Source organism: Pseudoalteromonas sp. MB41, assembly GCF_020966275.1.
GTDB classification, from domain to species: Bacteria; Pseudomonadota; Gammaproteobacteria; order Enterobacterales; family Alteromonadaceae; genus Pseudoalteromonas; species Pseudoalteromonas lipolytica.
In genome coordinates this window covers 1-21,807 of the sequence record NZ_JAJJZF010000013.1, presented here as the reverse complement: position 1 = coordinate 21,807, position 21,807 = coordinate 1, and the positions used below count along the sequence as shown (strand labels likewise).

Below are 21,807 nucleotides of genomic sequence, written 5' to 3'. Positions count from 1 at the left end.
CCAGTGCTCACATTAAGTGCGTAAATATTCATTCTGATTTCTTAGAATAAAAAACAACCATCATCTAGCAATGTGGTTTAAGTGCTGGTATACTCCCGCGTCTGCCACGTTGCGTTCTATTGCCAGATATTAGTTTAGCCTCTAATTGATGGCGCAAAGTCTTAAACTCGAAGGGGTTAAAGCATTCAACTTAGAGCGGTAATTAAAAAATAATTACCTGTGGTTTTAAATTAAAAAACATTGGATTTTAATAAATGAAAACGTTTGTTGCTAAGCCAGAAACAGTAAAACGTGACTGGTACGTAGTTGACGCTGAAGGTAAAACTTTAGGTCGCATCGCTACTGAAATCGCTCGTCGCCTACGCGGTAAGCATAAAGCTGAGTACACTCCTCACGTAGATACTGGTGATTACATCATCGTTATCAACGCAGAGAAAGTTACTGTTACTGGTAATAAAGCAAAAGACAAAATGTACCACTCACATACTGGTTTCCCAGGTGGTCTTAAGTCTACTACTTTCGACAAGCTTCAAGCTGCAAAGCCTGAAATGATCATCGAAAAAGCTGTTAAAGGCATGTTGCCACGTGGTCCTTTAGGCCGCGCTATGTACCGTAAACTTAAAGTTTACGCGGGTACTGAGCACAACCATGCTGCACAACAGCCTCAGGTTCTAGACATTTAAGGAGCACTATCATGGCAAATCAATACTACGGTACAGGTCGTCGTAAAAGTTCAAGTGCTCGCGTATTCTTACGCCCAGGCACTGGTAACATCGTAATTAACAAGCGCTCTCTAGAAGAGTACTTCGGTCGTGAAACTGCTCGCATGGTTGTTCGTCAAGCATTAGAGCACGTTGAAATGACTGAAAAGTTTGACTTACACATCACTGTTTCAGGTGGTGGTACTACTGGTCAAGCTGGTGCTATCCGTCACGGTATCACTCGTGCACTTATGGAGTTTGACGAGTCATTACGTCCTACACTTCGTAAAGCAGGCTTCGTTACTCGTGATGCGCGTAAAGTTGAACGTAAGAAAGTGGGTCTTAAGAAAGCTCGTAAGCGTCCACAATTCTCAAAACGTTAATATTTACGTTTATCAGAATTTCAAAAACCCAGCTTCGGCTGGGTTTTTTGTTTTCAGCTATTTCTTCTAGGAATTAGACGTTAGAAATTAGAAGTTAGAAGTTAGAAGTTAGAAGTTAGAAGTTAGAAGTTAGAAGTTAGAAATTAGACGTTAGAAATTAGACGTTAGATCACACACATAAAAAGCGTAACCACTAACCACTAACCACTAACCACTAACCACTAACCACTAACCACTAACCACTAACCACTAACCACTAACCACTAACCACTAACCACTAACCACTAACCACTAACCACTAACCACTAACCACTAACCACTAACCACTAACCACTAAAACTACTTTTAACTCCTCGATTTTACTATTGCTGATGTGAATAGGGATCAAACAGAGAAAGTTGTATCCTGCGTATGGTCCTTTTTTTTCGTTCGATATTTAACCGGTCTTGGCAATTCCTTCGTATTACATTAAAAAAACTTCACGATTTCGCAAAATAAGCTCAAATCCATCAGTTAATTGATGAATTTTTTTGCTACAATTGGGGGGCAAGTAATGTGAGTGAGTTCAACAACAGCTAATGCAGATTTCTGTTTCCTCTTAGTGAGGTTGATCTTGGTCAGTATATTGTTTTTTATATGCGTTATCATAACCAACGGCTTCATACTCGAGCTTACCCAAATTAATAATTCATTAAATGGGGTTTATTCGAGCATGGGACTGTGAATAACCTTGTTTTAATCAAGGGTTTTAATTATGATCGCGTCTATTTTAAAATTTCTAAAAATTAACCTGCTGTAACTGATGTTCTCAATATGGCAAGTGTTGGGAATCATAGTGGAGATAAGTGGATGAGCAATGCGCCTGTAGACAATGGCCGACGTCGCTTTTTAACCATAGCTACCTCTGTTGTTGGTGGTGTTGGTGCGGCTGGGGCTGCTGTTCCTTTTATTGCGTCTTGGAATCCAAGTGAGCGAGCTAAATCTGCGGGTGCGCCTGTAGAAGTAGATATCAGCAAGCTTGAGCCAGGACAATTAATTCGTGTTGAGTGGCGAGGAAAACCTGTTTGGGTTATCAATCGTACACCAAAAATGCTTGAGCAGATGAAAGCTCACGAAGGTCAACTTCGTGATCCAGCGTCTGAAGAGCCTCAACAACCTGAATCATCAACGAACGAATACCGTTCGCAACGTCCAGAAATTTTCGTTGCTGTTGGTATTTGTACGCACTTAGGTTGTTCACCAAGCTTCTTACAAGGTGGCTTTGGTGAGAAAGTTGAAGGCACAGATGATGGTTTCTTCTGTCCGTGTCACGGTTCTAAATTTGATATGGCGGGTCGTGTATTCCAATCTGTACCTGCACCATTGAATCTAGAGATTCCTCCGTATACCTTCCTTGATGACACGACTATTTTAGTCGGTGAAGAAAAAGGAGCGGCGTAATGTTTGGTAAAATTATTGGTTGGATCGACGATCGTATTCCAATGACTCGTGTTTGGAACATGCACATTGCACAGTATCCAGCACCTAAAAACTTTAACTTCTGGTACTTCTTTGGCTCATTAGCTATGTTAGTGCTTGTTAACCAGATCGTAACAGGCATTTGGTTAACAATGAACTTTGTACCATCAGCTGAAGGTGCATTCGCATCAGTAGAATACATCATGCGTGATGTTGAATACGGTTGGTTACTTCGTTACCTACACTCGACAGGTGCATCAGCGTTCTTTATCGTTGTTTATCTGCACATGTTCCGTGGCATGATCTACGGTTCTTACCAAAAACCACGTGAGTTACTGTGGTTGTTCGGTATGTTCATCTTCTTAGCGCTAATGGCTGAAGCTTTCATGGGTTACTTACTACCTTGGGGACAAATGTCGTTCTGGGGTGCACAGGTAATCATTTCACTGTTCGGTGCGATTCCGGTTATTGGTGATGATTTAACGCTTTGGATCCGTGGTGACTACGTAATTTCGGGTGCGACACTTAACCGCTTCTTTGCACTACACGTAATCGCGCTTCCTTTAGTTATCGTTATCTTAGTGTTCTTACACATTGTTGCGTTACACGAAGTGGGTTCAAACAACCCAGATGGTGTTGAAATTAAGCGTAAGAAAGGCTCTGTGGCTGAAGAAGATAAGCCTAAATTTAAATTCCACGAGTATTACACCAACAAGAAAGACATTGTTGATGCAATTCCGTTCCACCCTTACTACACAGTTAAAGATATTGTGGGTGTGGTTGGTTTCTTAATCTTATTCTGTTGGGTTGTATTCTTTATGCCTGCGATGAATGGTTTCTTCTTAGAAGCGCCAAACTTCGAAGCAGCGAACCCACTGAAAACACCTGAGCACATTTTCCCTGTTTGGTACTTCACGCCATTCTATGCGATTCTGCGTGCTATCCCAGATAAACTAATTGGTGTTATCGCGATGGGTGCATCTATCGTAGTGCTTGCGTTACTACCTTGGATTGACCGTGGTTCGGTTCGTTCTATTCGTTATCGTTGTGGCTTACACAAGTTAAACATTGCTCAATTCGTGGTAACATTTATTATCTTAGGTTGGGTTGGTGCAACACCACAAACTGATTTCAAAACGCTGTTATCGCAAATCACGACTGTGACATACTTTATGTTCTTCGTATTGTTATTTGTTTACAGCAAGAACGAGAAAACTAAGCCATTACCAACGAGGTTGACGAAATGATGAAAAAGCTAATTATCGGTTTATTCGCATTGTTGCCAACGTTGACGATGGCAGCAGGTCCTTCGGTTCCTTTAATGGACGCGAACATTGACCTAAAAGACAATGCGTCTTTGCAACGTGGTGCTAAATTGTTCATGAACTACTGTCTTGGTTGTCACCAAATGCAGTATCAACGTTATGAGCGTACGTTCCGCGATATCGGTATTCCTACTGAAATTGGTCAAGAGCAACTTATTTTTGACGGTTCAAAAGTAGGTAGCCACATCAAGAATGCAATTGCGAAAGATGACGCAGCTAAATGGTTTGGCGCAGCGCCACCGGACTTAACGCTTGTAGCGCGAGTTCGTGGTACTGACTGGATCTATACGTATCTGAAGTCATTTTATAAAGATGAATCTCGCCCGTTTGGTGTAAACAACATTGTTTTCCCATCGGTAGGTATGCCGCACGTTCTTCAAGAACTACAAGGTTTACCGACACCTATCACTGAAGAAGTCGAGGAACATGGTCACACAGTGACTAAGGTTGTTGGCACTGAAACAGATGGTACAGGTGAAATGAGTGACGACGAGTACGATCGTGCTGCTCGTGACTTAACTAACTTCTTAGCTTACGTAGGCGAACCGTCACGTTTAGAGTCAGAAGCGTTAGGTCTTAAGGTAATTGGTTTCTTAGTGATTCTATTTATCTTGGCATTCATGCTGAAGAAAGAATACTGGAGAGATGTTCACTAATTCTGGACGTTTTGAAAGGTAATTTTGTGATAGGGGCTTAAGCCCCTATTGCTGTTTTTGTAATATAATGGAGGTAGGCATGGCCGTAGCTGCCAATAAGCGCCCTGTAATGACCCTGTTTTCTGGTGCTAACTGTATGTATAGCCATCAAGTACGCATTGTACTTGCTGAAAAAGGTGTAAGTGTTGACATTCACCTGGCTGAAAAGGATAACCTGCCAGAAGCACTTCATGAAATTAACCCTTACGGTACAGTACCCACACTGATCGATCGTGAGCTTGGTTTATATCAGGCAAACATCATCATGGAATACCTTGATGAACGTTTTCCTCATCCTCCACTAATGCCTGTTTATCCGGTTATGCGTGGCCGTAGTCGCTTAATGATGCACCGTATTGATACTGATTGGTACAGCTTAGCGAATAAAATCACAAGCGGTAGCAGTGAAGCAGCACAAGCACGTAAAGAGCTAACTGAAGCATTACTTGCAATTGCACCAATCTTCTCTGAAGCGCCTTATTTCATGAGCGAAGAATTCAGCTTAGTTGATTGTTATTTAGCACCGCTATTATGGCGTTTACCTGAACTGGGCATTGAGCTTTCAGGTTCGGGAGCTAAAGAACTTAAAGAATACATGCTGCGTTTATTTGAGCGTGAATCTTTCCAAGCTTCATTGACTGAAGCAGAACGTGAGATCCGTTTATAATGACGCCAAATCGTCCTTATTTACTACGCGCTTTCTTTGATTGGATTGTTGATAATCAGTGTACACCGCACCTTGTTGTGAACGCTGATTTTCCTGCTGTACAAGTACCAACGCAATTTGTTCAAGACGGTCAAATTGTCTTAAACATTAGCCCATCGGCAGTTACAAACTTTGCTATGGATAACCAACAGCTAAGCTTTAATGCCCGCTTTGGTGGTCAACCAATGCAAGTGTATGTGCCTATGGGGGCTGTGCTCGCAATTTATGCACGTGAGAATGGTGAAGGGACTGTATTTACTGCAGAAGAATTCATCGAGGACGAAGAAGAGTTTGCTCCGGTATTAGAAAGTGTTGAAACGCCTGACGATATTTCGCCAGATGATGAGCCACCTGCTAAGCCTGAGAAAAAGAAGGGTGCTCATTTACGAGTGATCAAGTAGCCTTTTCAAATGCTCAAAAAAAACCCGCTTAAATGCGGGTTTTTTATTAATGACTATTGAGTGATTAACTATAAATACTCAAACACCTTAATGACACGCTCTACACCTGAGATGTTACGGGCAACATCAACCGCTAAATTAGCCTCTGTATCGCTCACTAAGCCCATTAAAAATACCTCGCCATTCTCTGTGACAACTTTAATGTTATTGGCACTGATGTTCTCTGCGGTAATAAGCTGCGTTTTAACTTTTGAGGTTAACCACGAATCGTGAGTTTGCGTACTCATGCCTATATTTGAGCTGATGCGAATTTGATTATGAATTTTACGAATACCGTCAACACCTTCGATTGCTCGTTGCGCTTCGTCTTTCATTTCTTGGTTGGCGACTTGACCTATCATCAACACAATGCCATTAACGCTCACAACATTTACATTCGCGTATTTATGTATGCGCTCGTTTTCACTCAGTGCGATAGAGCTTTTTATTTCGATATTATTATCGTCAATTTGCGAGCCAATAGTACGACGGTCATTGGCCGCAGTGACAGCACCTGCGGTACCAGCAACAACTGCAGCTGCACAGCCTTGCAGCAATAAAATGGTACCAAGTACAATAAGAGACTGTTTAAACATTAATTTTCTTCCTGTGGGAATAAGGTTAAATCGATAAGCTCGCTCAGGCAGTGCAAGTTCACTAAATGAGATTCAACAATGCGGCTAGGGCGTTTTGATGGCACGCGGATTTCAACATCGTTAGGGCCAAGCAAGCCAACTAATTCACCCCCATCGTCACCTACTAATACAATCACTTTCATATCGCGAGTTAAAGCCGCTTCTACGGCAGAAATTATTTGCTTTTCATTGCCATTGACGGCGATAGCTAGCAGTAAGTCACCTTGTTGTGCGAAAGCACGGATTTGCCTTGCAAAGGTTTCGTGATCATCAATATTGTTGTTGGGACCTAAGTTAACTTGCTCCTGTGCCAAGGCTACTGCAGGTAGACACGGACGCTCAGTTTCGTAAAAGTTAATTAATAAACCAGCCATATGTTGTGCAAGCATATGGCAACTCGCGGTACCACAGCATAACAATTTATTACCATTGATAAGGCTTTGTGCAATGGTAAATGCCGCTGATTCAAGGGCGCTTGGGAGCACCTCGCCAGCCGCAATTTGAACTTGAATATTCTCGGTAAAAATCTTTTTTATTGTATCTTGCATAACCTACCAATTAAGCCGACGCCAAGAGGCGTTAGTACACATTTTTAAACCAGTTTATTTCGCTATTTAGTTCACCTGTTATGGCAACATAATCAATTCGCATAGCCTGATTTGATAATTTATTTTCAGCAAGGTAATGGGCGATCGTTCGTCTAAGCCGTTGCTGTTTTTGCTTACTGAGCGCGTAATTTGCACCACCGCGAAGTTTGTTTTTTCTAAATTTCACTTCAACAAACACCAAGGTTTGCCCTTCGCGCATAATGAGATCAAGCTCACCATATTGGCATAAATAATTACGCCCAATGGCTGTTAGGCCATATTGCTTTAAATACTGCTCAGCCTGTTGTTCATAGTACAGGCCTTTTTCGCGGCTATTGTGCCACAATTGTTTAAACCACGACATGCTTTCATCCTTGTGCTGTCGTTACTTAATCAGCCGAATTAATCCCTGTTGCCGATTGCATAAATAACGGAATCGGTTGCTCTGTTGCTAATTCAACGGCAATGATTTGTTTGTTTTTGTACTGCGCCCAATCTAACGTACGGGTAACATACCCATTCGTTTCAATACTTAATTCGCCACTGATGCCAGCAAAACGTTTTCCTTGAATCATACTTAGTTGCTTAACATCACCTAATAGGCTGGTTGCATCATATGCCATGGCAAATAAGCGCTGACTTATATCTGTATTTTCAGGCCATAAGCGTTCGTATTGCTGACGCAAGTTATGCTGCTTTATCTGACCGTCAAGCATCCAAGGTAGTTCAGTAAAATACAGCCCTTCTAGATCACCTTTATCGGTACTGTCTATTTGTTTGCTATGGCTTTTAGAGCTTGCGTATAGCGGAATACGATCTGCGAAAGTACTTACATTAACATCTAAGTACGGTTTGATGAGGCGAGTTTCAGTTGCATCACCTAAAATATAAATAACATCAATATCGCTACGTGAGCGAGTTTCACTTTCGACTTCTTGCTTAAAGAGCGACTTAACCACTTGGATCCGCTCTTTACTTTGGTCCACTTCTAACAAGCCCGTGATAGTTTTTGGCATGTCATCTTTACCTGCGTAAAAACCAACTTGTGTTTTCACTTCACTGTAACGTTGCCATTGTTGGTTAAAGTACTCAACGAGGCGCTGGCCGTTACTGTTGTTTGGAGCAAGTAGCATTGGCTTTTGGTAACCAGCGGTTAAAAAGCGCTCTAATGCTTGTTGTATTTCGTGTTCAGGGCTTAATGCAAAGAAAAAATGCTGCTGTGAGATACGCTCACCCTCAAAACTATTAAGATGCATAACAGGGTAATCAATCAGCGTTTGTGCTGTGCTTAGCTTTTCAATATTACTTTTAAGCAATGGGCCAATCACAAAGTCAGCTTTAAATTCACTGAGTTTTAAGCTGATTTCAGCGGCAGAAAGTGATTCATCAATAAACAGTGTTTGTTCAAGTGGATGAGTATCAAGTGCGGCAAGTACACCCGCTTTTAATGCGTCGCCTAAGCGTTCGTTAGCGCCTGATAGTGGAATAAGCACCGCTAAACGATTGACATTAAGAGGCTCAACTTGCACAAGCTCAGTGACTTTCTTAGGTAAAACCTCTGCGGCAGGGTGACCTGGATAGCGTCGCATCCAGTTATTCATTGCTTGATGCAATTCAACCGGCGCCCCTAAATATACTTGGTGATAAAGCGCCAGATTAACCCAACCTTGTTGTACCACTGAGCCGCGATTAAAGCGCTCAAGCGCATAAGAAGATAGTTGAGTAAGGCTTGCCCATAAGTCTTTATTTAAATCAGCAACCGTGAAATTATTTTCGTTGCTAATGGTTGATGCTGCAAAGTAATAAGGCATTGCTTGTTTAGGCATGCCTTGTGATGCATAAACGCGAGCCGTTAAATATTGATGCCATGCTTTATGCTCTGGCAAAGTGAGTTGTGATTCGAGCAACTGTAGTTGCTCTAATGCGCGATCACTTTTACCTTGTTTCTCTTGTGCTAATGCAATGTAAAGCTTGTTTTGAATTTGATCCACGCTTGGTGTGCTTTCGAGCTCAAAACAGATCGTTTCAAGCAATGACCAGCGCTGCTCAGTAATTGCTGCATCGCGAGCGGTATAAAGTAATTGAATTTTATCGGCACCTTGGCGATTTAACGCTGCTTGGTACATTGATTGCGCATCGGTTAGTTGTGATAGGGCTGTGTTTGCTTGCCCCGACTGATTTTCTGCCGTATTTGATGGTTTTTCGGTTGTGCTACAAGCCGATAACCCCGACAATACAATTAATAGACTAACAAGTTTAAGTCGCACAATGATTTCCCAATACGTTAACGCGATTTGCTTATATTACTGACTGACGCAGGAGACCTCAATGTTAAATGAGGAGAATTCAGATAAAATCGGCACTCTTTACATTGTAGCCACACCAATTGGCAACTTTGATGACATCAGCCAGCGTGCCATACAAACCCTATCTGAGGTTGACTTAATAGCCGCTGAAGATACTCGTCACACAGGAAAGTTGCTAAGCCACTTTAATATCAAAGCAAAAACCTTTGCTTTGCATGATCACAATGAAAAACAAAAAGCCCAGCAAATCGTCGATTGGCTAGAGCAGGGAATGAATATCGCGTTGGTTTCAGATGCGGGCACGCCACTGATCAGTGACCCGGGTTATGCCGTGGTAAACTTGTGTCGTGAGCAAGGTGCACATGTTACACCTGTACCTGGTGCATGTGCAGCCATTACGGCAGTGTGTTGTTCAGGTTTGCCGACCGACCGCTTTCAGTTTATCGGTTTTACACCCGCGAAAAGTAAAGCCAGACAAACCTTTTTTATTGAGGCTGTTAATTCAGGTATCACGAGCATTATGTACGAAAGTACCCACCGCATCATGGCAAGCCTTGATGATTTAGAAGCCGCATTAGGCTCAGACCAACCGGTGGTATTTGCCAAAGAATTGACCAAAACATTCGAAACTTTTTTCAATGGCAGCGTTGCTGAGCTAAAGCAGTTTTTAACGAATGATCCAACAAAGCAGCGCGGCGAAATAGTATTAATGCTGCCGGGTAAAGCGAAGCAAAGCGATGATATCCCAGAAGATGCCCGCCGTATGCTTGGCTTACTCGAAGCCGAAATGCCACTTAAAAAAGCCTGTGGCGTGGTTGCAGAGTATTTCGGTTTAAAGAAAAACGCGCTTTATAAAGCAATTATTGACGAAAAAGACTAATTCTTTACTGCACTCGGCTGCATGCTCAGGTATACTGCTCGCCGAGTCAGCCGGGATAATCGCTGCCTGCAACGAAAATGCGCAGGGGGAGGAAAGTCCGGGCTCCACAGGGCAGGGTGCCAGCTAACGGCTGGGGGGCGCGAGCCTACGACAAGTGCAGCAGAGAGGAGACCGCCAACTTCGGTTGGTAAGGGTGAAAGGGTGCGGTAAGAGCGCACCGGGCCACTGGTAACAGTTGGTTGCAAGGTAAACTCCACCCGGAGCAAGACCAAATAGGGTTCTATCATTTTAAATAATGAACGCGTGGCCCACGTGAGAACCGGGTAGGTTGCTTGAGCCATAGAGCGATTTATGGCCTAGACGAATGATTATCCACGACAGAACCCGGCTTACTGGCTGACTCACCAAATTAATGAAAGCCCACAGTGAAAACTGTGGGCTTTTTGCTTTCTAAAAGAAAATCCACTCCGCGCATATAAAACAGCCGCTTATTGACTGACTCAAAATTTCCATAACCGCTTGAATGAACAAGCGGCTTTTGGAAACTTTTTCAATACTAAATTCTGTGTGACGCATTATATGCCACCGACTGTAAGACTGACAAACAGCAATCTCTAATTCGAGGTAGTTATGAAAGCTGCAATCGGTGCAGACCACCTGTTCATTCGCAAGAATGTTTTTTATTTTCCCTGTAATATAAATTACGTAACTCATCCGATAGGATATATATTTGTCTCTCAGAACGTTTAAAGTATTCCGTTACAACATTGCATATATTAATAATTAATGTAATAGTTTAGGACAATTTATCCATGGAGGGTTATGTATTGTATCAGTGCCTTAAAGAACGTCACAGACGAGAGAGAGATTCTTACCCTCAAGCGTTATCATTGCGCGTACATCGAGCTTTGAGTTGGCTAGATAAAGCTGAACAATGTGAAGATTATGATTCTCAGTTTATTTTCCTATGGATTTCTTTCAATGCCGCTTATGCACAAAACCTTGATTACAAGCAAGATTTTACTGAACGCGGTCTATATCAAGAGTTTTTGGGAAAAATAGAGCGCTTAGATACATCAAAAAAGCTATCTGATATTGTTTGGTCTCAATATTCCACATCTATCAGGCTTATCTTAAACAATGAGTTTATCTTTCAAGCTTTTTGGAAGTTCCAATCTGGAGCAATAATTGAAGATAAGTGGAAACAAGAGCAGGCTAGAGCCAAGGCTGCAGCAAATAATGCATTAGAGAGTGGAAATACTACTACTGTTTTAAGCATCTTGTTTTCAAGACTATACACTCTAAGGAATCAATTACTTCACGGTGGTGCCACATACAATAGCCAGACAAACCGTAATCAGTTACGTGATTGCACCTCATTACTATCGAGTATTGTACCCACAATTATAGAACTTATGATGGATGGCTCTGATCAGCTATGGGGTGATGCAATATACCCCTTAGTAAAATCCTAGCGCTCAAAATATTCAATATCTCAGTTTTTTGCAAACTAATATGAAAAAAACCTCAATACTAAAAAGTAACCATGGGACATGGACAATTCTATTTTTCAATAGACACAACCTGTCCCAACGTTACGGTATATTATGCAATACCTTATAAAATTAAGTTGAATTATGAAAAGCAATCTCCTTGCGAATCGTTTAGCCGACATTGTAGCTAAGGCATATTCCGGGCAGCCTCTAAATATTAATAATTTGGCTGAACAATATCAGGTCAGCACTAAAACCATACGAAGAGACTTTGGCCGCTTATGCGCTATTCTCGAACGTTGCCCAGATACTGGAAATTACTTACTTTCGACATCAGCGCGAAATCAATACAATGAGCAGGACCTTGTTCGCTTGATTGAGGAGCTTGGGCTAAAAAAGGCTCTTCCGCTCAAAGCCGCGCAGTTTCTTCGCAGCTTAGCAAATGACTCGAAAAGTGACTGTTATCATTTTCAAGAGCAACCTCTTGAGGCTGACTTTATTTCGACACTTCATAACTCCTTTGAGACTGCAATTAAAAATCGTCGGATTGTTAGCTTTTTATATAAAGGTAAATCACGGGCAGTCGCGCCATATCTTATGATTTATAGTCATGGCAGTTGGTATTTAGCGGCGATATCAGACGGAATACTTAAAACCTTCTCACTTGCGCGCATAAAATTCGTTTGTGTGCAAAAAGAATATTTTGACTATGACGCGTCACTTGTTGAGCAAATTAAAAAACAAGAGACTATTTGGTTTGGGCAGCCCATCTTTGATGTAACGTTAGAAGTGTCATGTAAAATAGCTTTTTATTTTGAGCGTAAAGCCCTGTTGCCAAAGCAAAAAATTATTGAAAAAAGATCTGACGGCTCTCTCGTTATTTCCACTTCAGCATGGAATTACAACCAAATAGCTCCCGTAATTCAATATTGGATACCAAATATTCGAGTTATAGCACCTTGCGAACTGAATACCTACATACGAAAAAATTTAATGTCTTGGATAGACAAAGCAAACAGCGAAACGGAAAGCATAATATCATGAAAAATAAAACAAAATTTTTACTTGTCGCTGCCTCCATGAGTGCAGGAAAATCCTCACTTATTAATGCTCTTCTCGGAAACGAGTTATTGCCAGCAGGCAACGAGGCGACCACCACCAAAATCGCACGTATAAGTGCAGGTTTTAAGACGAAGCCGAACGCAAAGGCTTATTCTGACTCTGGCTCTATTGTTGAATCAAGCAAAGCTATATGCGGCGAGCAGATAAAAGTATGGAATAGTTCGGATGAAATCAGTGCTTTTGATGTAGTCATTCCATATTCAGGAAGCGAACAGCATTCAATGCTGTCAGAGTACACGTTAATTGACACGCCTGGAGCCAATAACAGCAGAGATGGCCGTCATAAAGAGCAGTTTATTAAAGCAATTAAGGATTATCCAGAAAGTCCGATTCTTTATGTGCTGAATGCCACTCAACTAGGTACAACCGATGACGCGGAGATCATTCGCACTATTCGAGAGAACAACCCGAAACAGCCTGTCATTTTTGCGTTGAATAAAGTAGATGCATTAGACGAAGAAAAGGGCGAAACAGCTAAACATTATGTATCTTTAGCACGCAAATATTTAGAAGATATTGGCTACAAGAAAGCTAAAATAATACCACTCATGGCTCAGTCAGCTTTGATAGCAAAAAAATTGCTAAATCAAGGTGAACTGATGCGTACCGAGCGAAATATCCTTGTGGCTGAATTGGCACGCTTTCGAGAAAAACCATTTCATTTTAATAATGCCGCTGCTGTGCCACAAGTAATGAAGAAAAAAGTACGAAGAAAGCTCGTAAAAATTAAAAAAGGAAAAACCATAGCGATGAGTGAAAAAGAGTTAAATACGTTCGTTGATTACACTGGCTTAACCATGTTGAACGCTCTCATCATGAGAGAAGCCTAATCTTTATCAGTTTAAAACAATGTATTTTATATAACGTGAGAGTTTACATATGAATCACATATCTATTACGCATAACCCGTTTTTGGTAGAAACCGAATTTCGTATTAATGCCCATTCCCCTTCTGAAAGTTCTAACATTAATACATATGGATCGAAGCGCTTGCAGGTGTGGGTCGAACACATTTTTGATGACTTACAGGCATTATTTAATGGCCGCGAAGACTTCTCTATTGAATTCACAGGCGTAGAATCGGACTTCAATGACATTGAGGAAGCTGCCAACAATGCAATCCAAAAAGGCATGTGTGTTGAGCTGAAGTTCAATCCTGTATCGCCTGCTGAAGAGCGACTGGAAAAAATCAAAGCCCTAATGAAACGTGTCAGCGAAGAGTCATCAAAGTTTGCTGACTATCTAGCGAATAGCGATTTGAAAGCCAAGCAAGACTTCGAAGACGCTTTAAACAATGATTTTGACGCGTATGTGGTCGCCACCATGTCTTCAGGCAAATCTACCTTTATTAATGCGGTGCTAGGACAAGACTTGCTACCAGCAGCAAACGAGGCAACTACCGCGACCATTGCCCAGATTTTCGACGACAAAACCCAAGGCGACGCTTTTTACGGCGAACGTTTTGACAGTAATGGAAAACTCATTGAGCACAATGACGCCGTTGACTTGGCAACAATGAAGGCGTGGAACGCTGACAATGAAACTAAAACCATCGCGTTGAACGGCAATATCCGCGCGATCAAAGAAAACAACAATGTCCGTCTTGTGCTGACCGACACCCCGGGACCAAATAACAGTCAAGATCCTGAACACCAGCGCACGACACTAGGTTTTATCCAGGATTCGAAGCGTAATCCACTCATTATCTATGTGTTGAATGCGACACAGTTGGGCACTAACGACGATGCTCAGTTGCTAAGGCTTGTTGCTGACACAATGAGCAAAGGCGGTAAACAAAGTAAGGATCGCTTCCTGTTTGTTGTGAACAAGATGGACATGTTTGACCCTGATCGCGGTGAGAATATTGAAGAAGCGCTAAATCGCGTGAAAAGCTACCTCGAAGAGAACGGCATTCACGATCCTAACCTCTACCCTGTTTCCGCACGTATGGCCTACCTGCTGCGTAAGCAAGGTGAATTAACCCGTTCAGAGCGTAACGACAAAGCAAGCATTGCCGAACTGTTGCTAGAAGAGCCAAGTATGGCGTTCCCGCAATATATGTCGGTCAGCACCTCTGTCATGTCTGCGATGCAGGAAAAGTCGCAACAAGCTTTGCAAGATCAATCTATGTGTCGCGCTCTGCTCAACAGTGGCTTACCGGGTGTTGAAGCTGTTATCGATGAGTACATCAATAAATACAGCTTCCCAATGCGACTAAACCGCGCGCATTTGGCCATGACTGCGGCTATCGAGCGTGGAATGCAAGAAGCCGAGTTAACCAAACAACTGGAGATTGATGAGCAAGCACTTTCGATACTTCAGTCAGAGATTCAAAGCCTGAAAGCTCGTCGTGATCAGGGCTTCAATACACAAGCCTATAAAGAGCAACTTAAACAAGAAGGTCGCGACCTGCCAATGGGCGTGCACAACTCTCTGAACGAAATAGAGATAAACGTTTATGAGCGTATAGGGGAGCTGGGCGACACGTTTAGCGGTGACGTCAGTATCAGTGAGGCTGAGTCCAGAATCGATATTGCGTCAAAAGAGATTAAATTTTCTTTTAACCAAGTAATAAACGAATACGAACAGGTATTCCAAGGCGCACAAGAAAACATCAAAGAAGAGTTACATGAGGAATACCAAAAATATGTAGCTCAATTGTTCCCTGAGAGTCGCACATTGGATCTGCCCGTATTTCAGTCACTGAAGAAATCTATAAGCTCTTTCTCTCTCAATATTGAATTGAAGAGTGATGAAGTGCAAACCAAAAGAGTGGTGGTTGATTCTTACGAAAGAAGTACTTCGAAGTGGTATATACCCTGGACTTGGGGAGATACAGAAACAGTTAATGTTTATGGCGATGAAGAATACGTGAATCTATATGAGCTTTGGGATGAACGAGCCAGTATTGTACGTTTGCAGTTTGAAAAACTAAAAAACGATGCACTACAACGTATTAGAGAAGACAAAGACAAGCTGATTGATAACTACCTTGCCTTCTTGGACGGTGAATTTAGCACCAAATTTGCTACCATTCTCGCCGATCTAGAGCAAAAGGTTGAAAACCAAACTCAGCGCGAAAACGCCATTGCTCAAGCAAAAACTGATATCGACGAGATTCGCGTTATCAAGCAAGAGCTGGAAGCCATTTTACTGTTTTAACCCGTTACTACCCACAGAGAATATCAGTGGGTTTTTAGAGGCCAAATATCATGACCGCATCTACGGAACTTGTTGTGCCAAATCTAACAGCCGCAGAGTTTAAAGCGAAAATCATCGAATTTATTAAAAGTAGGGATTTTAAAGCGGAGTTGCTCCGACAAACATTGTCAGCACTGCCAGATGACAAGCGTGCGCTTTTCGAAGAATACCGAGTCAATAGCACCACGGATCCAATTAGTGAAGACAGTTATAAGTGGGAACGTGAAGGGGGATCCTATTTCGCCTTGCAACTCCATATGGCAGAAGAGAATTTCTGTTTAGAACGATTAGAGCACCTTATTCAGGTAAAAAGTCACTTAACAGAACGAGGTATCGCAGGTTTTTCTCGCCCTGTCTCTAGTTCGATAACCAGCCACGAAGAAGCCAAACGTACAAAGGAAAACACAATGAGCGCTGATTTTTCATCTGTCGATTTAACAGATTTTACTCCATCCCGCTCACTAAGCAACAGCGTGAACAGTGGTGACCTTTCTGCTGTTCGAGTTTCATTGTTCATGCAAATGAATAATAAACGCCTATCTACAAAAGAGATTACTCAAGCTATCGCCTGGGCACTATCTGAATGTCCAACCCTTTTTGTTGTTTACGAAGAAAATGCCTATTCCCAGCAGATGGAACAAGACAAGACGAAATGGAATGGCCATTACTACCACACACAAGAGCTATATGCGACTTCCAACTTCTCATTGGAGCGTATTCGCCATATGGTCGCAGTGCGTGAGCATGTGTTTACAATTGCACAAGATGGCGCCCGACCTGCAACATGGCCGAACACTCCGCCAGAACATGCACCGAAGCAATCGACCCTGCGTCGAGATCAACCATCGACGGGCAGCACTTATCGCCCTGAGTCTAAACCTAAGAACAACGTTCTGAAATCCTTGCTGCTAATTGGTGGAGTGGTGGCAGCTATCGCCTTAGTCATTCTGGCTGTTATTGTTTAGTGGGATTAACGATGAATCTATCTAAAACTGAAAGGGAAAGTCTTACGTCTCAGACTGGGTTGATTCCCGCACAACAAGAGGCGCTGACGACGCTCTCGACAGCGCATGCACTGGTTAACAAAAGCTACCTTGCCGAACTCAAAGACTACGATGTGTTACCGGTGGAAAATCAACAAAGCGTGCTACTTAACCGAGGTGGCGATGTACGCATTTTCCGTGTGGAACGTTTAGTTCAGGAAAACAAGCAATCCGTACTAGAAAGCACCACCGCGGCTTACACCGCATTGGGCGCGGCCGGATACACAGTGTTCCTTTTTCTAAAATCTGACGGAAAAGAGACACTGCTCTACATTGGTACACGTGGTGAGCCAGGGAAGATGCTCGGCCAAAACTCGGGAGATTTGTTACAAGAGACTTTCAAAGGTCATTTCCCGGGCAGCAAGCTCTCCCCACTTAACGGCAATGATGTTGACGCCTTGTTGGATGAACTCAGTGCAGGTAACTCATACAAAACAGTCACCGCGGTCAGCAGCGTACCGGGGCTTTCTACAGAAGACCAAACCCACTTTATGCAAGGGCTAGAGCGCTTTATCGATGCTGCTGAAAACCGCACTTATGAGGGGCTGATTCTCGCCGAGCCTGTATCTATGCAAGCATTGAATACTGTTCGCACGGGCTATGAGCAGGTGGCGACCCAGCTTTCGGCTCTGTCAAATCGCCAATACAGCTATGGTATTCAGGACAGCGATGCTATCAACCTCAGCATTAGTGAAGGACTGAGCCACTCTTTGGGCGAAAGCCTCGGGCTGACCGAAACAACAGGTACCAGTGAAAGTACAACAACATCGGTTTCCCGTTCTCACACCACCAATGAAAGTAAATCCTCGCCAAACAAAAAGGATAAAATAATTGGAATGGGAGCCATGGCTCTCGGATCTGCTGCAGGTATCTTCGCTGGGCCATTAGGGGTAATGATTGGCGGACAAGTTGGTGGGCAAGTTGCGAGCATGTTTCAAACAACAGACACAGTCGGCTCCTCCGAATCTACCTCAACGAGTGAAAGCAGCAGTCATTCGACTAACCAGTCGACGGCAACCAGTACCACAACAACAGAAACAGACACACATAGCACGACCAACACCAAAGGCCTAACACAGACCCACGGCTCAACACAACAAGTGAGTTTTGAGACAGCGGACAAAGGCATTCTGAATATGCTGGAGAAGGTCGACCACCACCTAAACAGAATCAACGAGGCAAAAAGCCACGGTGGCTGGCTCAGTACCGCTTACTTTGTCAGTGACAGCGTAGCCTCCAGTGAAGCTTTGTCTAGCATTTTCTTGGGCCTCACCCGCGGAACTCAGTCGTCCATGGAAGATTTTGCTCTGACCACATGGGCAGGCAAAAAAGCCAATGCAATAACGCAATGGTTGGGGCAGATCATGCACCCTCGACTGGAGCCGAGTTTTGCAGAGAATACTCACATCCCCTACCTCACTCCTGCAACCTTGGTATCGAGCAAGGAAATGGCACTGCAGCTGAGTCTTCCTCGCTGTTCTACATCTACCGTCGTGGTGCAGGAAACTGCTGCATTTGGCCGGAAAGTGCAAACGCTGAATGCTGATGTCACCAGCACCAACTCGCGAACTATATCATTGGGCCAAGTACGTCACTTGTGGACCGACTTGCCACAAACTGTGGAATTAGACCTTGACCAACTGACAAACCACACCCTGATCACTGGTTCAACAGGTTCAGGCAAAAGCAATACGGTTTACGCGCTACTGGATCAAGCAATACAGCAAGACATTCCATTCTTGGTCATTGAGCCTGCAAAGGGCGAGTACAAGCACGTCTTTGGAAATCGCGCAGATGTGCGTGTTTTGGGCACAAATGACCGATTTACAGAGCTACTGAAAATCAATCCTTTTTCTTTCCCTGAACAAACTCATGTCCTTGAGCATGTGGATCGCTTGATAGAAGTGTTCAACGTCTGCTGGCCAATGTATGCCGCAATGCCTGCCATTCTCAAAGATGCCGTGCTGAGAAGTTATGAGGTATGTGGTTGGGATTTGCGTGACTCAACGTCAACACTCAGTTCTCCGTTGTTCCCGACGTTTGCCGATTTGCTTATTCAGCTAGAGTCCGTCATCGCCCAGTCGGCATACTCGGACGAAATGAAGAGCAACTATACAGGTGCATTAGTCACGCGTGTTCGGTCAATGGTTAACGGACTGAACGGCCAAATATTTGCTGCTGATGAAATCAGCAATGCCGACCTGTTCGACCGCAACGTCATCATCGATTTGAGCCGAGTTGGGTCGCAAGAAACCAAATCGCTTCTAATGGGGCTATTGATCATTAGACTTGGTGAGTATCGAGCTGAAAAAATGCTCATGAACCAGCCGCTTAAACACATTACCGTGTTGGAAGAAGCCCACAATATCTTGCGAGCAAATCTATCAACGAGTGGCGGAGAAGGTAGCAGTGTTGCTGAGAAGTCTGTAGAAATGCTGTCTAATGCCATCGCCGAAATGCGAACGTATGGCGAAGGCTTAATCATCGCGGATCAATCACCGTCAGCGGTGCATATTTCGGCTATTCGAAACACCAATACAAAAATACTAATGCGTTTGCCCGATGAAGTAGACCGCTTGCTGGCAGGCAAATCTGCGGCACTAACGGATGAGCAGATTGACGAAATGGCCCGTTTGCCTAAAGGTGTGGCTGTAGTGTACCAAAACGAATGGTTGGAAGCAGTTCTTTGTAAAGTGAACCACTTCAACACCGATGGACAACCTTTTAAATATTCCTCTTACCCTATTGATGCATGGCAAGAGTCGAAATTTCGTTCTCGGCTCATTGATTGGCTTCTTTCACCTCGATGCTCACAGAAAACTCAAATTTCTTCTGTAGATATTTTGAAAGATTTGAATTTTAGCAGTCTACCTACCCAGACTAAAGCTAACGTTATTAAGTGTATACATCAGGACAACATTCAAGGGGCATTGCCAATACATAGCGACGATAACTTTATGATGTTATCAAAACTAGTTGTAGCAATTTTGGATTGCGAAGAAGAACTCAACACACTTATTGTCGAATCTAGCAATATTGCTCAGCTTCACAACAATATCACAAAATACATCTTAAATAGAGTAAGAGATGCATCTAACGCGATTACGTTAACCCTTGCCCAGTGCTTACTTAAAACCTTGGTAGTAAAAAGTGACAACTACCTACAGCTCTATGCTGCATGGAATAAATATATCACTAAGGAAACCCATAATGACTGATATTACTCGTTTCAACGAAGTACAACTTGACGTTCGTCCAGCGATTTTTGCGTCGTTTGAGCCAGCAGAACTTACAAAGGAGAAGCTTAGTGAGATCGACACTCCAATCACAGAAAGGGTCAATATCCGAGAGACTTTAGAGCCTCTCAGTAATGAATCTAAAGACGTCCTTGCAGAAAACGGTTATTCTGATGATGTGATAGAGGCTATAGGTAGTAAAGAAGAAGCTCAAATCTACACCGAAGCAAAGTTAGAATGTTTAGAAGTCAATGGCAAAGATGCTCTCGTTCGAACTGATATTGACTTAGACGCCAAAGATGACTTCGGAAATACAAACTTGGAGCGGATGGAAAAGGGAAGGTCTCCCCTAGATATGGATGGTAAGCCAATTGAACTTCATCATATCGGACAAACCGCAGACGCGCCTCTGGCAGAGCTCACGAAGTCAGAGCATATGTCTAACGGGAATGATTCGATACTGCATGACAAATCAAAAGAGTCAGAAATTGATCGAACTGGCTTTCAAAAAGAACGAGGTGAACACTGGAAAGCGCGAGCAGAAGAAATCAAACAAAACTTGGAGACTACCAATGAATAAATTACTTAAATTAATTACGGATAATCAAGCTGACATTCTGCCAGCAACAGAGGAACAAATCGCTAAAGCCGAGTCAGTTCTGGGCCTAACTTTTACTAAAGAATATCGTTCTTATTTACTAAATATAGGTGTCATCTCTTTCGGAGCTGTCGAAACCTACGGGCTTGGTATCCCAGACACCTCATTTTTAAATATTGTAAATGCGCTAGATGAATTTAGGGCTCTTGAAAATTTCCCAACTTCTTTAATTCCGATTGCAGATATTGGTGATGGTCATTACTACATGTATGATAATTATACCCAAAATATAGTCATCGTCGCACTGCCTGGAGTGGGTATAAAAATAATTTGTTCAGACTTAGAATCATTTTTTATTGATCTTATTTTTAACTAAAGTAAACCCCTTAATGGTCTGACAGTTACAGTGAAAATTGAGTTAAGTAGATTAAATAGAACCGTAGGGCATTGACATAACTTTTCGAGAATAATTAGTAAAATCTGCATTGGAACTGTGCCAAAAGATGTGCCAAAGTGGTACTCGATTTTAAAGTACTAAAAATTAACGTATTGTTTTAGCTTGTAATTTTGTTTTCAGCCTTGAAACTTATTGGCTGACTCACCAAATTAATGAAAGCCTACAGTGAAAACTGTGGGCTTTTTGCTTTCTAAAAGAAAATCCACTCCGCACATATAAAACAGCCGCTTACTGGCTAACTGATGTCTCGTCCTAAAATACGTTGACGGTTTTAATTGAAGGCCAGTAGCTTTTGCTCCTGGTCTTTTTTATGCACTTGGTTTGGGGTTTCCATGCCTAAACTCAAATGCGGCCTCATTTCATTGTATATTACTATTGATTCTTCGACGAGTTCACGTAGCTCTTTCAGATTTTGGCATTTATAGAGTAAGAATTCTTGCTTCAATATGCCATTAATGCGCTCCGCCAATGCATTTTGATAGCAATCATAGCCATCGGTCATCGATGGAGTAATGCCATTTTCATTAAGCTTTACTTGATA

21 protein-coding genes and 1 other RNA gene are annotated in these 21,807 nt (G+C 42.7%); 17 read left to right on the top strand and 5 right to left on the bottom strand.

The window, feature by feature from the left end:
* Positions 1 to 254: 254 nt before the first annotated feature.
* From rplM to LPA49_RS13180, 7 genes are all read left to right on the top strand, one after another.
* Positions 255 to 683: a 50S ribosomal protein L13 gene (gene rplM / locus LPA49_RS13210; RefSeq protein ID WP_036971273.1), complete on the top strand. Its 429-nt coding sequence runs from the start codon at positions 255 to 257 to the stop codon at positions 681 to 683.
* An 8-nt stretch (positions 684 to 691) separates the two neighbouring features.
* The gene (gene rpsI, locus LPA49_RS13205; RefSeq protein WP_095209788.1) at positions 692 to 1,084 is read left to right on the top strand and encodes a 30S ribosomal protein S9; all 393 of its coding nucleotides are present in this window, start codon (positions 692 to 694) and stop codon (positions 1,082 to 1,084) included.
* Between the two features lie 849 nt (positions 1,085 to 1,933).
* Entirely contained in the window at positions 1,934 to 2,524 is a 591-nt protein-coding gene (gene petA / locus LPA49_RS13200) for a ubiquinol-cytochrome c reductase iron-sulfur subunit (RefSeq protein ID WP_036971266.1), read from the top strand.
* Positions 2,524 to 3,789, top strand: a complete 1,266-nt coding sequence (locus tag LPA49_RS13195; protein ID WP_062568576.1) for a cytochrome b N-terminal domain-containing protein — start codon at positions 2,524 to 2,526, stop codon at positions 3,787 to 3,789. The genes petA and LPA49_RS13195 overlap by 1 nt, the downstream gene beginning before the upstream one ends.
* Positions 3,786 to 4,523 (top strand): cytochrome c1, encoded by a 738-nt coding sequence (locus LPA49_RS13190; protein ID WP_036971260.1) that lies wholly within the window; start codon positions 3,786 to 3,788, stop codon positions 4,521 to 4,523. Before LPA49_RS13195 ends, LPA49_RS13190 begins: the two co-directional genes overlap by 4 nt.
* A gap of 79 nt (positions 4,524 to 4,602) precedes the next feature.
* A complete protein-coding gene (sspA, locus tag LPA49_RS13185) occupies positions 4,603 to 5,229 on the top strand; it encodes a stringent starvation protein SspA (protein ID WP_036971257.1) in 627 nt (208 codons plus the stop codon).
* Positions 5,229 to 5,669: a ClpXP protease specificity-enhancing factor gene (locus LPA49_RS13180; RefSeq protein WP_036971255.1), complete on the top strand. Its 441-nt coding sequence runs from the start codon at positions 5,229 to 5,231 to the stop codon at positions 5,667 to 5,669. Before sspA ends, LPA49_RS13180 begins: the two co-directional genes overlap by 1 nt.
* A gap of 68 nt (positions 5,670 to 5,737) precedes the next feature.
* Here the strand turns inward: LPA49_RS13180 and dolP are convergent, their stop codons facing one another.
* The 4 genes from dolP to LPA49_RS13160 are packed head-to-tail and all read right to left on the bottom strand — an operon-like array spanning position 5,738 to position 9,197.
* Positions 5,738 to 6,304: a division/outer membrane stress-associated lipid-binding lipoprotein gene (gene dolP, locus LPA49_RS13175; protein ID WP_036971254.1), complete on the bottom strand. Its 567-nt coding sequence runs from the start codon at positions 6,302 to 6,304 to the stop codon at positions 5,738 to 5,740.
* The gene (locus tag LPA49_RS13170) at positions 6,304 to 6,891 is read right to left on the bottom strand and encodes an SIS domain-containing protein (RefSeq protein ID WP_036971252.1); all 588 of its coding nucleotides are present in this window, start codon (positions 6,889 to 6,891) and stop codon (positions 6,304 to 6,306) included. Before LPA49_RS13170 ends, dolP begins: the two co-directional genes overlap by 1 nt.
* A gap of 31 nt (positions 6,892 to 6,922) precedes the next feature.
* Complete coding sequence (locus LPA49_RS13165) at positions 6,923 to 7,294, bottom strand: YraN family protein (RefSeq protein ID WP_075594473.1); 372 nt, start codon at positions 7,292 to 7,294, stop codon at positions 6,923 to 6,925.
* A gap of 25 nt (positions 7,295 to 7,319) precedes the next feature.
* A complete protein-coding gene (locus LPA49_RS13160) occupies positions 7,320 to 9,197 on the bottom strand; it encodes a penicillin-binding protein activator (protein ID WP_230236768.1) in 1,878 nt (625 codons plus the stop codon).
* Between the two features lie 61 nt (positions 9,198 to 9,258).
* Here LPA49_RS13160 and rsmI point away from each other — a divergent pair, with 61 nt between their 5' ends.
* From rsmI to LPA49_RS13110, 10 genes are all read left to right on the top strand, one after another.
* Complete coding sequence (rsmI, locus tag LPA49_RS13155) at positions 9,259 to 10,116, top strand: 16S rRNA (cytidine(1402)-2'-O)-methyltransferase (protein ID WP_036971244.1); 858 nt, start codon at positions 9,259 to 9,261, stop codon at positions 10,114 to 10,116.
* A gap of 42 nt (positions 10,117 to 10,158) precedes the next feature.
* Positions 10,159 to 10,524: RNase P RNA component class A (gene rnpB / locus LPA49_RS13150), an RNA gene on the top strand.
* 404 nt (positions 10,525 to 10,928) lie between these two features.
* Positions 10,929 to 11,591, top strand: a complete 663-nt coding sequence (locus tag LPA49_RS13145; RefSeq protein WP_230236765.1) for a HEPN domain-containing protein — start codon at positions 10,929 to 10,931, stop codon at positions 11,589 to 11,591.
* A gap of 162 nt (positions 11,592 to 11,753) precedes the next feature.
* A complete protein-coding gene (locus LPA49_RS13140; RefSeq protein WP_230236762.1) occupies positions 11,754 to 12,653 on the top strand; it encodes a YafY family protein in 900 nt (299 codons plus the stop codon).
* Positions 12,650 to 13,561: a dynamin family protein gene (locus tag LPA49_RS13135; RefSeq protein WP_230236760.1), complete on the top strand. Its 912-nt coding sequence runs from the start codon at positions 12,650 to 12,652 to the stop codon at positions 13,559 to 13,561. The genes LPA49_RS13140 and LPA49_RS13135 overlap by 4 nt, the downstream gene beginning before the upstream one ends.
* Positions 13,562 to 13,610: 49 nt before the next feature.
* A complete protein-coding gene (locus LPA49_RS13130; RefSeq protein WP_230236757.1) occupies positions 13,611 to 15,893 on the top strand; it encodes a dynamin family protein in 2,283 nt (760 codons plus the stop codon).
* Between the two features lie 50 nt (positions 15,894 to 15,943).
* The gene (locus LPA49_RS13125; RefSeq protein WP_230236754.1) at positions 15,944 to 16,897 is read left to right on the top strand and encodes a hypothetical protein; all 954 of its coding nucleotides are present in this window, start codon (positions 15,944 to 15,946) and stop codon (positions 16,895 to 16,897) included.
* Positions 16,898 to 16,908: 11 nt separating this feature from the next.
* Positions 16,909 to 20,193: an ATP-binding protein gene (locus LPA49_RS13120; RefSeq protein WP_230236751.1), complete on the top strand. Its 3,285-nt coding sequence runs from the start codon at positions 16,909 to 16,911 to the stop codon at positions 20,191 to 20,193.
* Positions 20,186 to 20,791, top strand: coding sequence for an HNH/ENDO VII family nuclease (locus LPA49_RS13115; RefSeq protein WP_230236748.1), 606 nt, complete (start codon positions 20,186 to 20,188; stop codon positions 20,789 to 20,791). Before LPA49_RS13120 ends, LPA49_RS13115 begins: the two co-directional genes overlap by 8 nt.
* Complete coding sequence (locus LPA49_RS13110) at positions 20,784 to 21,185, top strand: SMI1/KNR4 family protein (protein WP_230236746.1); 402 nt, start codon at positions 20,784 to 20,786, stop codon at positions 21,183 to 21,185. The genes LPA49_RS13115 and LPA49_RS13110 overlap by 8 nt, the downstream gene beginning before the upstream one ends.
* A 352-nt stretch (positions 21,186 to 21,537) precedes the next feature.
* Here the strand turns inward: LPA49_RS13110 and LPA49_RS13105 are convergent.
* Positions 21,538 to 21,807: integrase core domain-containing protein (locus LPA49_RS13105; RefSeq protein WP_230236240.1), on the bottom strand; the 270-nt coding region annotated here is incomplete at its 5' end.

Excerpts from the sequence above, each read along its gene's own strand:
- LPA49_RS13170 (WP_036971252.1), bottom strand. The coding sequence starts at position 6,891 with ATGCAAGATACAATAAAAAAGATTTTTACCGAGAATATTCAAGTTCAA.
- sspA (WP_036971257.1), top strand. The coding sequence starts at position 4,603 with ATGGCCGTAGCTGCCAATAAGCGCCCTGTAATGACCCTGTTTTCTGGT.
- petA (WP_036971266.1), top strand. The coding sequence starts at position 1,934 with ATGAGCAATGCGCCTGTAGACAATGGCCGACGTCGCTTTTTAACCATA.
- LPA49_RS13195 (WP_062568576.1), top strand. The coding sequence starts at position 2,524 with ATGTTTGGTAAAATTATTGGTTGGATCGACGATCGTATTCCAATGACT.
- LPA49_RS13120 (WP_230236751.1), top strand. The coding sequence starts at position 16,909 with ATGAATCTATCTAAAACTGAAAGGGAAAGTCTTACGTCTCAGACTGGG.
- LPA49_RS13110 (WP_230236746.1), top strand. The coding sequence starts at position 20,784 with ATGAATAAATTACTTAAATTAATTACGGATAATCAAGCTGACATTCTG.
- LPA49_RS13140 (WP_230236762.1), top strand. The coding sequence starts at position 11,754 with ATGAAAAGCAATCTCCTTGCGAATCGTTTAGCCGACATTGTAGCTAAG.
- LPA49_RS13190 (WP_036971260.1), top strand. The coding sequence starts at position 3,786 with ATGATGAAAAAGCTAATTATCGGTTTATTCGCATTGTTGCCAACGTTG.
- LPA49_RS13115 (WP_230236748.1), top strand. The coding sequence starts at position 20,186 with ATGACTGATATTACTCGTTTCAACGAAGTACAACTTGACGTTCGTCCA.
- LPA49_RS13180 (WP_036971255.1), top strand. The coding sequence starts at position 5,229 with ATGACGCCAAATCGTCCTTATTTACTACGCGCTTTCTTTGATTGGATT.
- dolP (WP_036971254.1), bottom strand. The coding sequence starts at position 6,304 with ATGTTTAAACAGTCTCTTATTGTACTTGGTACCATTTTATTGCTGCAA.
- rsmI (WP_036971244.1), top strand. The coding sequence starts at position 9,259 with ATGTTAAATGAGGAGAATTCAGATAAAATCGGCACTCTTTACATTGTA.
- LPA49_RS13130 (WP_230236757.1), top strand. The coding sequence starts at position 13,611 with ATGAATCACATATCTATTACGCATAACCCGTTTTTGGTAGAAACCGAA.
- rplM (WP_036971273.1), top strand. The coding sequence starts at position 255 with ATGAAAACGTTTGTTGCTAAGCCAGAAACAGTAAAACGTGACTGGTAC.
- LPA49_RS13145 (WP_230236765.1), top strand. The coding sequence starts at position 10,929 with ATGGAGGGTTATGTATTGTATCAGTGCCTTAAAGAACGTCACAGACGA.
- LPA49_RS13125 (WP_230236754.1), top strand. The coding sequence starts at position 15,944 with ATGACCGCATCTACGGAACTTGTTGTGCCAAATCTAACAGCCGCAGAG.
- LPA49_RS13135 (WP_230236760.1), top strand. The coding sequence starts at position 12,650 with ATGAAAAATAAAACAAAATTTTTACTTGTCGCTGCCTCCATGAGTGCA.
- LPA49_RS13165 (WP_075594473.1), bottom strand. The coding sequence starts at position 7,294 with ATGTCGTGGTTTAAACAATTGTGGCACAATAGCCGCGAAAAAGGCCTG.